Below are 13,216 nucleotides of genomic sequence, written 5' to 3'. Positions count from 1 at the left end.
ATGGAATATGTAAACAAGCATTTAAATATTCTAGCATTATAAATCCTTATTATACCATATGTGTTGATTTGACTAAGTATATTTATCTTATAATATACCACGGTAATAATGAAGTATTTAGCAACGACTTTCAATCTTATGCTGACCTATTTAATTACTTCTTCTCAAGTTTTCTTCCACGAGCTCTCAGTAACTCTTAATTTTACTATTCCTAGAAGCACTGTTATAAATAAGATATTTGCCTCACCAACTTATGAGAGGTTTTTAAGAGCAGAATTCGTAAGAATTTTAAATAAAAACGGTTTTTGTGCAATTTCAGAATGTGGTTCGATAGATCTTCAGGGGTTAGGTATAGTCAAACCAGATCTCGCGATATACACTACGAGTTGCGAAAATGAACAATTACTAGATTGCGAATATCCTTTTTTAGTTCTTGAATTTAAATCATACTATGATAAGACAGCTATTTTTCAAGTTCAGAAATATAGAGATAGCTTACTCCCCTATTATTACGGAGTAGTATATGGTACGAGAATTCTGCAGAAATTGAGATATATGATAGAAAAAATAGTAAAATTTTAAGTCAAAGCATCCCAATAGGTAATCCTTATTTAAGTGATAGCATTGTTTTAAATTTAATTAACAAATTACCAAAGGTATCTACGCCTAAAACTCCGTTAAATGGAAGGTATCATATAAGTCAATTAGTAGAGATGGGCGTAAAGGTTTCTAGATTTACGCCTAATCTAAGAATGCGGTATGTAATACTAGGTTTTAGCATACTTTTGGATCATGGGGGAGTAAAGTACTCAGGTCACGATTATTCAATAATTATAGACTGTCCGGCTAAGTTAACTAGATTAGTATTTTTCGATCCTAATAATAATTTACAATGGTGCGAATTCCAAAACGGAAGGCTAGTAAGATGTAACATTGACGTTATTGCTGTTATGATATCTTCACCCTGCAGTAGGCTGATCGATAAGATATATCCTTAATATGTTCCTTTATAGGGCTATCTAAGATAATGACAAAACATCCTTAACTCTTATCTCATATTTCTCTCCCCCTACTTGAGTGTGTCGATAATGCCGTCATTAAGCTACAAATTCTGGGTAGCACTTTAGGGAAAATTCTAGAGTTAAATAATTTTCAAAATTATGTGGAGATAAATTTTGAAGTTTCATTATATACACATTAGTTTTTATAATATATCATAAAATTAAATATAAATATTAATGGAGCCCTTTATAAGAATATTATAATGCAAGGATTTTCCAATAAATGCTATCTGGGATTAACCTTCTCTCCCATAAGACTAGGGCTATAGAGTACATCATGGTGCGAATGCTCCTATTTACTGCCTTAGTTGCCTATATAGGTTCTATTAGCCGAGGAGAATAATACTCTCCTCGGCTGGGGAAACATGGTCGACTTAGAAATTGAAGTAAAGTCTTCGGAAGAGGGCGTGACAAACCCCTACCATCGGACTGAACATTGTGACAAAATTCACGCATATAGGTGTGATAAAGAGGTAGGGGTAATAGGAATAGATGTATCAAAAGATCATTAGGGGGAGGGTGAGAAAATACGAGAACAAAAAGGAGGGTTATGAAGAGATACTTAAAATGAAACCTTGCACAATAGTCCTAGAGCCTACTGGAGTATACGCAATAAGGCCTTCACAATACTTCAAGGAGAAAGGGATAAAAGTTAGTCCAAACGCAAGGGAAAAGGAGTTTAGGGAAAAGAAAACAGATTTTTACGATGCAGAAAAATTAGAAAACATGGTTGATAAGGCTAAGGAGTACGATTACAACCCCTTAAAGGAAATGACAACACTCTACCTCTTCCTAAAGGACATAGAGGTAAAGTACAAGAATAGGCTTAAGAGGGCACTATTCCTAGTAAGTGATAACGATAAGGTAAACAAGGATAGGTTGGAAAGACTTGCAAAAGGAGATTTTACACGAGAAGAGCTCTACCAACTTGAATATACGCCAATAGTGCTTGAGGAGATCAAAATCTTGGCTAAAAACCTTCTTGAGATTCAAGAGAAATTGAAAGAAGTTAGGAGGATGATCGAGGAACAAGTACCGGATAATCACGTTTTATTAACAATCCCGGGAATTGGGAGGCTTGCAGCTGGTATTATTATTGGTATTGTTGGTGATGTTAAGCGTTTTCCTAAACCAGAGTCCTTTGTGGCTTATTGTGGTTTAGATCCCGTAGTTGAGAGGAGTGGAAGAGCTGTAATAAGTAGGGGGATTTCCAAGAGGGGTAATAAGTACTTGCGTAGCTTGTTCTACTTTTTGGCAGTGAGGAATTATTCTAGGAATCCAACCTTGCTGAAGTTTTACGAGTCTCATAAGGATAGGTTGAAAGGTAGGAAGTTGTATGTTGCTTTGGCTAGGAAGTTGGCAAGGGTTGTTTGGAGTGTTTGGTATAATAATAGGCCTTATGAGCCTAAATAAGTAAGCCCTCCCCCGAATCTCCACGTGGGTTGAAAGGACCCACGTGGCAATGTTAGTTGACACTATGCTTGAAGTTTGACCGAAAGGTTTATTACTGAACGCCTCCAATTTTTGTAAGGACATTTCATTTAAATCGTTATACACAAAAAGGTCGCAATTTTCACATGAGATTCCATCTCCCTTTACACTCCTTTTTAGGATAGTTATGATTAAAAGGCCTAGATGCTAATCTAAACTGATGAGAGAAGAAGCAGAAAAATGGTTGAGACAAGCCTTAGAAGATTTAGCAACTGCTAAAGATACTATTACAACTGGTCATTATTATGCTTCAGCCTTTTGGGCCGAACAAGCTGCTGAGAAAGCTCTAAAAGCACTCTTAATAGCGGGAGGAAAGATCGAGAGGACTCATGACTTAAATGAGTTGTTAGAGATAATAAAGGAAGAGATAGGATTATCCGTAGAGGAGATAAGAAGTGAAATAATCAAACTTACTTTACATTATACTATCTCTAGATATCCTGATGCTGCAAATACTATACCATATTCGTTATATAGTAAGGAAGATGCTGAGGAGTTAGTAAAAAAAGCGGAAAAGGTGATAGAATGGGTAAAGCGAAATCTGCATTAAAAAGTCAAGTTGAATTGGTAAAAGTTGCAATAGAATTTATTAATGATATAACTAATGAAATTAAAATTGAAGATATATACGTAGTGGGTTCTAGGGCCAGAGGAGATTACTTAGAGACAAGTGACATAGATTTAGTCATAATATCGCGAGACTTTAAAGGCTTAAGGTATATTGATAGACTTGAAAAACTCGGAAAGTACCTGAAAGCACGCGTAGAATTCTTTGCTTTTACTCCCGAGGAATGGAATGACTCTGCATCTCTTTTCGTTAAACAAATGAAAAAAGAAGCTAAGAGGCTAAAGGACTTAGCAAAAGAGATCGGACTATCTTTTTAACTTAACGGGGGCGTTCAGTAATAAACCTTTCGGTCAAACTTCAAGCATAGTATTAGCTAACATTGCCTCGTGGGTCCTTTCAACCCACGTGGCGATTCGGGGAGGGCTTACTTATTTAGGCTCATAAGGCTTATTATTATACCAAACACTCCAAACAACCCTTGCCAACTTTCTAGCCAAAGCAGTGTGCAATTTCCTACTGTGAAGCTTAACCTTGTGTGCTTCATAAAACTTCAGCAAAGTAGGTTAAGGGGATGAAAGTCCCTTCCGTGAGGGTTGGTTGAGTTCACCGAGCTTTCCCAATAAACTCTTATAAGGCTCTTTCACGGGTTGAGTATTTGTTAATAATAATAAAAACCTTATCTTATTTGGTGAGGAAAACTTGAAGTTATCACTGTTGGACTCACATGTGGTAATACGGCTTTCTCACTTTAATTTTTCTAATTTGTTGAATTCTTATTATTTCCTACAAATTTAATATTAGATAGTTAGAAGTATTTTTATAAAAATATTTTGGGGCTTACCGTCATAAAAAGGAGCTTTCGCCCTCTTACCCATTAAAACTCTATGTTTTCGAAAAGGCAGATATATTTTTCCTCTAGGTTTTCAGGAAAAACGATAACAAAGCAGCTATGAGCTCGATTATAACCACTATTATTACTCCCTCAGCAATAGTCGAATTATCGTTAAATAAGACTCCAACTGTCACTGGAATTATTGAGACTCCAACATTTGTTATCACACTATACATGGAAGTAGCGAAACCAGCCTTTGCTGGGTCATTAACGTATAGAGTTGTCGAAGCCATAGCCATTGACCAATAGGCATTCCCAAAGAAACCAAATAGGAAGTAACCTAACGCTATTAATGGAAAATTAACAGTAAAGGAAATGGATATTACAGCTATAATTGCTGAGAAAAACGTTAATAACCCGGTCAATATTAAACCTAACCTTAACCTACTTTCTAACAAAGATGGCAATATTATAGCACCGAGCCCAGAACCTAGAAAACTAAGACCAGTTAAGAAACCTCCCATAATGACTGCTAGCAAAGTAACTATACCGTGAATTTGCAAAACTACTGAGGCAATACTACCAAACATTACTGAAATAGACGCAATAGCTAATCCAACATACCAGTTCTTAATCATTCCCGGATTGAAACTGCCTTTAAGAGATCTTTCATAATGACTAGGATATCTCCTCAAAAATGGGATAATTAAAACCATTGCGATTAAAGCTAAAATTACCGTAAGCATTAAAGTTCCCCTTAAGCCTATAAAGGAAAGTATTGATGGACTGGAAAACGAGCCTAGTGCCATTCCAATAAACAGAGTACCTACACTTATCCCGACAACAGTGTTAGCCCTTCCCTTGAACATTGACTTGGCAATACTTCCAACTGGTGCAATTGCTAAGGGATAAGCTAGTGATGCTATTATGGCAAAGAGGAAGAAGGTAGAAAAGTCATTAGATAACGCCCTACCTAAAAGTCCTATAAACGATAGGATAGATGAAATCAATAAAACGCTTCTGGTAGTGAATTTAGCTGATAAGAAACCCGCCAATAAACCCAGAATTGACATGCTGTATCCATAAGCAGATATGATAAAAAGGATTGAACTTAAGGGAACACCAAAGTAGTTTTCCAAGACCGGTACTAGGGGTGCTAATGAAAACCATCCAAAGCCTATGGTGAAGATGAGAAACCAATACGGTAAAATCCTCGTTTCCATCAACCCAAATAATAGAACTAAGTAAAAAAGTCTTACTCTATGTTTCTATATAGTTTACATAATTTTACTCTTTAAAAAGTCAGTTATCGAGATAAAGAGACGGAAGAGTGATGTAACTATATAGACTACATAGAAAACTCATCAATTTATAAATTCTATACGACATTCTTAATACCCTTCATGACAACTTTCACACATGGACATAAGGCATGTATTTAAACCGTTAGATGAGGCAAAGTTCAGTTGGTTCCACGCAAAGTCAATGATAACGACGGGCATGGGAGTCTTCACCGATGGATATGACTTGTCATCAATTGGTATAGTATTAGGCGCAGTACTAGCGTCCTTTGGAATAACTAAAAGTAGTCCAGATTTCGCAATAGTTTCATCTCTATTAACTGGTGCAGCGCTGATTGGTTCTGCAATAGGTGCAATAATTTTTGGCTTCCTAGCAAACTTGGGTAGGAAGACATTTTACGGGGTTGACGTAGCGCTAATGACAATTGGTGCCTTATTACAAGCATTCGTACAAAATCCTATGCAATTAGTATTAGTGAGATTAATTTTAGGGTTAGGAATTGGTGCAGATTACGTTCTCTCCCCATTAATAATGGCTGAACATAGTAATGCTAAAGATAGAGGTAAGAAGTTAGCCTTAGGTTTTGGGCTGTTCTGGGGTTTAGGTGCATCCACGGCTGCTGGATTATATCTTATTCTACAAGCAATTGGAATACCTTTAGATCTTATATGGAGAATTATACTAACTACTGGAGCTATCCCGGCTGCAGCAGTAATATACTTGAGGAGAAAGATACCAGAAACTACTAGGTATTTAGGAAGGATAAAGGGTGATATAGATGGTGTTAAGAAGGTGATTAAAGAAGTAACTAAAACTGAAGTTAGCATTATGACAAACGTTAAGGATAACGTTAAAGCGTTAGATTACTTCAAAACAAATTGGAGGCCAATATTAATTGCTGCTATACTATGGTTCTTATACGATATTCCAGCATACGCTGGAATCTTATTTGGTCCAAGCTTAATAGCGAGTAAGTTGGGTTTAGATCCCGCTACTTATCAACTAGTAAACGAGGCATTTTTCATCATTCCCGGTGGGCTAGTAGCACTTTTACTTATAGATAGGGTTGGTAGAAAACCATTACAAATAATTGGCTTCATAGGAATGACTTTAGCCTTAACTTCCTTCGCATTTTATATACAATCACCAAACTATATCCCCTTAATTGCCATCATCTTTTATGGACTTGAACTATTTTCGTCACAATCTGGGCCAGGTTCAGTATCTGCATCTGGAGTACTAGGAGTTGAGTTAGCTCCTACTAAGATAAGAAGTATAGCGCAAGGAATTACAGTAGTTGGAGGTAGATTAGGAGCAACCTTTGCTTCCTTCGTATTCCCCTCACTTTACGTTCAGTATGGACTATCCTTTGCAGTAATATTCGTTGCGATCGCTTCTGGAATAGCTGCATTATTAACATTCCTATTCATCCCAGAGACTAAAAGCAAATCTCTAGAAGAAGCTTCAAGAGAGATAGAGTTCGTAAAAGCTTAAGTTAAACTTTTTTACCCTAATGGTTTTTTGGTCCTTACGTTACGATTAGACTTTTATAATTAAAATTAGGTATAATAAATATGCACCACCATCATGGATATTATTACCCTCCTGAAGACTTTAGACGAACCTTCGAGAGACCAGAAGAATATTTACCAGAGGTATTTGAGGGAAAGAAAGGTGTTATAGTAGATTACGGCTGTGGAAATGGGTTCTACGCTAGATACTTACTTGAATACGCTACAAAACTATACTGCATAGACATAAACGTTATTGCGCTTGAGGAGGTTAAAAAGAAGTTCAATAGTGCGATAACCCTTACGAGCCCTAAGGAGATTCCAGATAGTACAGTTGACTTCGTTTTCTTCGCCAATTCATTCCACGATATGGACGATAAGCAATACGTTGTAAGTGAGGTTAAGAGAATCCTAAAGAGTGATGGTAGGGTTATCATTATAGACTGGAGGAAAGAGAACACTGGTTTCGGTCCACCATTAAGTGTTAGAATGGATGAGAAAGATTACATGAAATGGTTTAGCGATTTTACAGTGGAGAAGAGATTCACACCAACACCCTATCACTTTGGATTAGTACTTAAGAGAAAGACTAGTTGATATACTAGTACACTTACTAGTATACTAGGTTTGTAGAAATAAAAATACTAGGGCTTCTTAGGGACTTTGGGCTATACCATATTAAGAGAGTCTCTCGAGTATTATCAATTGACGTATTACTTAACAATAATTAAAAACCACTCCTTTTTATTTATATTCCCTTAAATAGCTTATGAATAATGATAATGCTTCACTTAAAAACTCTGTGTTTGTGCTTCCCAAACCTATTCTGACATAACCGGGCATCTCGAAGCACTCTCCAGGATTCACCAACACGCTATACTTCTCAAATAACTTCTCACTGAAATCGTAAGTGTTCTTAACGTTCAATTTGAGATATGCTAGTACTGTGGCATTAGGCTTAACCCACTTTACGTCAAGGTCACCAATTAACCTTTCCATTAATCTCATATTATTTAACGCAATTCTCCTTGCCCTATCCATGAATTTCTCCCTCTCTAAGAGTACGTTATAGGTAATCTCTTGTCCTATAACTGAAGGGGAAATTGACGTGTAATCTCTGATGCTCCACATCCTATCAACTAATTCCTTACTTGCCACAACCCATCCTATTCTTATTCCCGGTAGTCCGTAAACTTTCGACATGCTGTTAGTACTTATGGCATTATCGTATAGGTCGACAAAGCTAGGTCTCATTTTGCCGTCATGCTCTAGACCCCTATAAACTTCATCAGCTATTACGGTAACGTGATTATCCTCAGCTATCTCAATTATTCCCTTAATTTCACTTTCTGAAAGTGCCATACCAGTAGGGTTATTAGGGTTTGTTATGACTATTGCCTTACTGTTTTTACTGACTATTTCGTTGAGCTCGTTTAGGTCTAACTTAAAATCATCCTTAAGCCAAATGTACTTTACCTTTGCGTTTATTCCCCTTAATAATCCGGGGATTTGCATGTAGTTTGGCATTTCCACAATTACTTCGTCACCAGATTTTATGGTAGAAAGGATAGTTAGGTGGTTGGCTTCCGCACCTCCAGCTGTTATTATAACGTCATCCTCTTTCTTCCCGGGATAGAGAGATGATACTAGCTGTCTTAGTTTTATTAATCCCTTGGTATGACCATATTCTAGCTTAACATTAGGTATTTTAATCTCACTTAGATCTAATGATTCTACTCCGCTCTCTGAAAGGACGTATTTAGCTCTCCAATCCCTTAAGGATTGCCATCTCTCTAGGCAAAATTCGGGGTACATTGTGATATTGTGTTGTTTTGCGTATTAAAAGGTTCCATGCTTTTTAACTCTATGAACTTTATGTAAATCTGATGAATAGGGATATTGGTAAGAACGCTGAGAGGGAATTGGTGTCAATTTTGAGAGGGGAGGGATTTAACGCTGTTAGGATTCCCACTTCCAATTCTTCTCCAAATCCATTGCCGGACATTTTCGCAACTAAAGAGAATACTTTGTTATCAATTGAGTGTAAGAGTACTTGGGAAAATAAGGTAAAGGTTAAGGAAAATCAAGTTAGGAAGTTGTTCGAGTTCTTGTCAATGTTTACCATGAGTGGTATACCAATAATAGCTGTGAAGTTTAAACAAATTCATGAGTGGAGGGTTCTTATTCCGAAAAAGGCTGAGGATATAGTAGTGACTATTGACAATACGATTTCTATAGAAGACCTTTTCAAAATATTGGAAAAGAGTGTTGAGGAAAAAATATTAACGCCTTAAGAGGATTACAACTACTGCTATTACTATTATTATAACAGCTGCTATTACTCCTAGAATTAGGTAGTTTGGTGATACTACTAACGTTTCAGTTATTGGTTGGTTCACTGTAATTGCACTACTTGGAGACACGTTATATGTACCTTTAAACAATGCAGTTTCATAGAATGGCACACTTGCATTGAGGATTATCTTTGATCCCGAATTGTAGAATTTAGATACACCGTTAATTGTTACTAGGTATTGCGTAGTTGTAAGGAGCTTTAGGTTAACGGGAGATTTCACTGTAAATGATTGTGAGGGTGATATACCAACTATTATAATCCTTTCTTGTGGACTAACGTTGTAAGTATAGTTTAGCACTTGTATTGTTGTGCCAGAATTTATCCATGAGGAATTGAGTGTTGCCTTGGAACCGTTAATTAGCACTTGTACTGGTATTGGGGAGGAAACGTTAACGAAGTATTGGGTTATTGTTGTTGCGGTTATTGTATAAGAGGCATTTACAGTTAGTTGAGGAGCTGGAAGAACTTTACCTATGATTAGCCTTTCACCACTTCCCGTATAGTATGTAAGGTTCTCTATCTTGATTGTAGTGCCTTGATTGTACCAACCAGATGTGAGGCTTTCATTTTCACCATTTATAAACGCTCCTAGTTGGACTGGAGAGTTGACGTTAATGAGGTATTGGATAATGGTATTTACTGTTATTGTAGTTGGTTGATTTACTGTTATCAATGCTGAGGGCGAGAAATTAGCTATCATGTATCTCTCTGTACTGCTTACATAGTGAGTTATGTTTTCTAATTTGATTGTAGTGCCTTGAGTGAACCAGTTAGTGGAATTTAAGGTCTCGTTTACACCATTTACTATTGCATAAACTGAGACTTGTGACTGTAGGGTAACTAAATATTGGTTAATATAATATGCATTAATTTCGCCAGGAGCTTTAACGATCCCAGTGTAGTTCGTTGTTATCCACCTTTCTCCTTGAACACTGGATTGTAGTTGTGGTGAATAAGTATAGGCCGAATTGACATCCACCCAAACTGTTGCTGGTGCTTCTGCGGTCTCGTTTGTTCCAAGGCTGTGATAGTAAACTGTAGGTGGAGTGTAGCCATTACCGCCTTGGACTGTGTAGTTAAAGGTAACTAGGTACTGTTGATAATAGGTAGGCGTTATGGATGTTGTCGTGGGAGTTATGGTTCCAGTGCTTACGTAATTAGTTGCCCATCTAATATTGCCTTCAGTAATTGCTGACTCAACTTGATATAATGTACCCGAAGGAACATTAATTGTACCTTGGAGAGGAACTGTAGTTGTTGAGCCATTGGGGAAAGTTAAGGTTATATTTGGTGTTTGTGGTATTGGTTGACCAATAACACTGTAACCTAAGTGTACTGTAACTAATGGAGTTCTTTGAATAACGTTAACGTTAATTGAACCTACTGCTACACCTCCAGCTACTTCTATTGCAATTTGCCAAGTTCCTTGAACATTAGGGAAAGTATAGGCATTGCGCACGTAAATTCCGCCACTTCCATTAATTTGAACGGGTATTGTTACTGCCAATGAGGAATTGGGGAAGAAGAAGTTTATGGTTGCGCCATCTGTTGCGAACTGTTGAGGGACTATGGCATCAATTGTTATTGATTGCCCAACATAATATGTCTCACCGTTGTAGCTTGGACTGTAAAAAGTTATGCCACCCGAGGAATAGACTGCGCCTGTTATTAAAGCAACTAATGGGATTAATCCTATTAGGGAAAGTATGTGCTTTGCCTTCATTTCCATATCACTTAGTATTATCCACAGAGGAGTCCTTAAAAAAGCTTTTAGCAATATCTACGTTAATCAACTTAAAGTGTTTCAGATAACATAAAATGGGCATTTTAAGTTACTTTCAATTAAGCTTATAAGGTAATTACTCTATTAGTTAATGAAAATGTTATTATTTTGGTTGGAATTCTTTGTAATTTTTATAGCTATCTTCGTATCTGCAGAGCTTTTAGCTAAGGGCGCTGATGAATTAGAGGATTTCTTAGGTCAAGGTATAACTGGTGGTATAATACTCGGATTCCTCACAGCATTACCAGAGACCATTTTCGTTATCGTAGCGTCTTTAGAAGGGAGTTTTGATGTGGCATTGGGTTCGGCCATTGGGGGTAATGTATTGTTATTTACGCTAGGTATTGGATTGGTTGGACTGCTTTATGCATTAAAATGGAGGAGTACTCTTCAAATTTCTAGTGAATATAGTGTTGAAAATGTATTTCTAATAATAAGTAGTGTTGCAATGCTGCTGGTTTTGATTTACGGTAAATTAGATATCATTTCTGGGCTTCTACTTATCTTAATCTACATAATTTACGTTGTGTACAGAGTAATTAAATTCAGGGGAGAGAGAGGGAGTAGAAAAGAGGGTAATTTGGTAAAGCCCATTATATTTATAATCGCTGGAGGGATTCTACTAGTGGTTTTCTCTCATTACTTTGTAGATTACATAAATGAGATCGCAACGATGTTTAACGTTCCTGCAATATGGCTTTCGCTATTAATAGCGCCAATAGCGGGAGAGCTCGAAGAAAAGATTTCAGCATTTAGGTTAATTCAAATGTCCAAAGATGGAGGATCCCTTTCAATTCTAAGTTTTGTGGGAAGTAAGATTGAGAACGCTACTGTATTGTTAGGAATTATAGGTCTGTTTACGGATTACAAATTACAGGTAGCCTTGCCAGAATATATTTCAGCTTTAGTTGCGAACATAATAGCAATATACGTACTGTTCGATAAGAGGCTTAGGACGATTGAGTCTACAATTTTGATTGGAGTTTATATAGTAATGGTAATATTATCCTTCTATCTGTAGAGCGAATTTTTAAAGGTTTAGCATTAAACTCAGTGTGTGAGTAGGAAAAAACTTTCAGTTTTTGAAGCGTTTTCACTATCATTTGGAGGCCAAGCACCCTTTACGTCCATGATTACATTTGGCACAATAGGTTTACAACTTGGTGGATCATTCTTAACTATTGCCACAATTATCGGGACAATCCTAGTGTTATTAAATGGTATAGTAATATATAGACTGTCGTTAAGGTATTCCCAGCATGGAGGATACTTTACTTATGCCTTCTATTCGCTTACCGAAAGGCTCGGATTAGTAACTGGATGGTTATTTTTACTTTACGCGTTTACTTACGGTGGTACATTATTAGCTGGTTCAATTTACATTATAACAAGTTATTTAAAGATAAATGCTGACTTAATCGCATTTTTAGTCCTATTATTTTCAGCATTTCTAGTTATAAGGGGTTTAGACGTTTCCGTTAAATACGCCGAGTTCATAAGTATTGCTGAAATCGTCGCAATAATTATCAGCTCAGTTGTGCTCTTGTTAGAGACAAAACCAAGTTTTAACCTAACAATTCCGGCTAATCCCTTTCTAGTTATACTTTACGCCATAGGAATGCCCATAGGTTATGGGAATTTGAATCCGATGAGTGAAGATATAAAGAATGCGAAGAAAATTGTGGGAATAATTACTGTTATCGTGATACTTTTAGGTGGATTACTATCAGCTTTACTTTTTTACGCTAGTGCGCTATATGGGACGGATTTGATAGAAATTCTTTTAGATAAGACTGGATTTATATTTCCCTATTTGATCTTCTCAGCTTTAAATGGTGGGATCTTAGGTGGAATAGCTTATATTATAGCAATGTCTAGGATCGTTTATGCAATGTCATTAAAGAACTTTATGCCATCAATTATTTCATCGCTTAAGTATAATAGACCATATAACGCTGAGGTCGTATCGCTCATTATCTACACTGTTATTTTGTTTCTCTTAACTCACTTCGCTGGGTTATATACAACCTTTCTAGTACTAGGAGGACTTACGGTATTAAGCTATTTAATAATATCACTTTCAGCCAATCTTTCGCTGTTTAGGATAGCGTTAAAGAAACTAAGGAAGAGGAAAATGGAAATAACCCTTGCAATCTTCTCCACGATATTATCCTTAATAATATTAGTGTATTCGATACAAGAAAACACTCCCATAATTAACTACATATTCTTCGCTTGGATAATAGCTGGGTTTATCTATGCAGAAGTACTTGAAATAGCCGGAAATAATGGAAAAAATGATGAGGATTAAC

Annotated in this window: 12 protein-coding genes and 2 pseudogenes; 10 read left to right on the top strand and 4 right to left on the bottom strand. The window is 36.6% G+C overall.

All coding sequences use genetic code 11. The features are described from left to right. Positions 1-108: 108 nt before the first annotated feature. The 5 genes and pseudogenes from YN1551_RS17475 (at position 109) to YN1551_RS08915 (ending at position 3,437) form a co-directional block, all read left to right on the top strand. Positions 109-582 carry a hypothetical protein gene (locus YN1551_RS17475; protein WP_238527807.1) on the top strand — a complete coding sequence of 158 codons (474 nt, stop codon included), beginning with the start codon at positions 109-111 and terminating at the stop codon, positions 580-582. A gap of 131 nt (positions 583-713) precedes the next feature. Then, positions 714-998, top strand: a complete 285-nt coding sequence (locus tag YN1551_RS17470) for a hypothetical protein (RefSeq protein WP_238527806.1) — start codon at positions 714-716, stop codon at positions 996-998. A gap of 428 nt (positions 999-1,426) precedes the next feature. Next, positions 1,427-2,474 (top strand): annotated as a pseudogene (locus tag YN1551_RS08925) (IS110 family RNA-guided transposase). A 238-nt stretch (positions 2,475-2,712) separates the two neighbouring features. After that, a complete protein-coding gene (locus YN1551_RS08920; RefSeq protein WP_012717586.1) occupies positions 2,713-3,102 on the top strand; it encodes a HEPN domain-containing protein in 390 nt (129 codons plus the stop codon). Next, a complete protein-coding gene (locus YN1551_RS08915) occupies positions 3,078-3,437 on the top strand; it encodes a nucleotidyltransferase domain-containing protein (RefSeq protein ID WP_012717585.1) in 360 nt (119 codons plus the stop codon). Before YN1551_RS08920 ends, YN1551_RS08915 begins: the two co-directional genes overlap by 25 nt. Positions 3,438-3,548: 111 nt before the next feature. Here YN1551_RS08915 and YN1551_RS16580 read toward each other — a convergent pair. After that, a pseudogene (locus YN1551_RS16580) lies at positions 3,549-3,683 on the bottom strand (IS110 family transposase); the annotation flags it as partial. A 352-nt stretch (positions 3,684-4,035) separates the two neighbouring features. Beyond that, positions 4,036-5,175, bottom strand: coding sequence for an MFS transporter (locus YN1551_RS08910; RefSeq protein WP_012717583.1), 1,140 nt, complete (start codon positions 5,173-5,175; stop codon positions 4,036-4,038). A gap of 196 nt (positions 5,176-5,371) precedes the next feature. Here YN1551_RS08910 and YN1551_RS08905 point away from each other — a divergent pair, with 196 nt between their 5' ends. After that, positions 5,372-6,748 (top strand): MFS transporter, encoded by a 1,377-nt coding sequence (locus tag YN1551_RS08905; protein ID WP_012717582.1) that lies wholly within the window; start codon positions 5,372-5,374, stop codon positions 6,746-6,748. Positions 6,749-6,828: 80 nt separating this feature from the next. Next, positions 6,829-7,362: a class I SAM-dependent methyltransferase gene (locus YN1551_RS08900; RefSeq protein WP_012713524.1), complete on the top strand. Its 534-nt coding sequence runs from the start codon at positions 6,829-6,831 to the stop codon at positions 7,360-7,362. 147 nt (positions 7,363-7,509) lie between these two features. On the opposite strand, the gene YN1551_RS08895 is transcribed toward YN1551_RS08900, so the two are convergent. Beyond that, a complete protein-coding gene (locus YN1551_RS08895; protein ID WP_012717581.1) occupies positions 7,510-8,580 on the bottom strand; it encodes an aminotransferase class I/II-fold pyridoxal phosphate-dependent enzyme in 1,071 nt (356 codons plus the stop codon). A gap of 71 nt (positions 8,581-8,651) precedes the next feature. Here YN1551_RS08895 and hjc point away from each other — a divergent pair, with 71 nt between their 5' ends. Next, complete coding sequence (gene hjc / locus YN1551_RS08890; protein WP_012711084.1) at positions 8,652-9,059, top strand: Holliday junction resolvase Hjc; 408 nt, start codon at positions 8,652-8,654, stop codon at positions 9,057-9,059. On the opposite strand, the gene YN1551_RS08885 is transcribed toward hjc, so the two are convergent. Beyond that, positions 9,048-10,850: a hypothetical protein gene (locus tag YN1551_RS08885; RefSeq protein ID WP_012717580.1), complete on the bottom strand. Its 1,803-nt coding sequence runs from the start codon at positions 10,848-10,850 to the stop codon at positions 9,048-9,050. The genes hjc and YN1551_RS08885 overlap by 12 nt on opposite strands. Positions 10,851-10,995: 145 nt before the next feature. Between YN1551_RS08885 and YN1551_RS08880 the strand changes: the two genes are divergently transcribed. Further along, positions 10,996-11,925, top strand: coding sequence for a sodium:calcium antiporter (locus tag YN1551_RS08880; RefSeq protein WP_012717579.1), 930 nt, complete (start codon positions 10,996-10,998; stop codon positions 11,923-11,925). A gap of 36 nt (positions 11,926-11,961) precedes the next feature. Next, positions 11,962-13,215, top strand: coding sequence for an APC family permease (locus tag YN1551_RS08875; RefSeq protein WP_012717578.1), 1,254 nt, complete (start codon positions 11,962-11,964; stop codon positions 13,213-13,215). The last annotated feature ends 1 nt before the right edge of the window (position 13,216 follow it).

The sequence above is a fragment of the Sulfolobus islandicus Y.N.15.51 genome (assembly GCF_000022485.1).
GTDB classification, from domain to species: Archaea; Thermoproteota; Thermoprotei_A; order Sulfolobales; family Sulfolobaceae; genus Saccharolobus; species Saccharolobus islandicus.
This window is presented reverse-complemented; position numbering and strand designations above follow the sequence as displayed.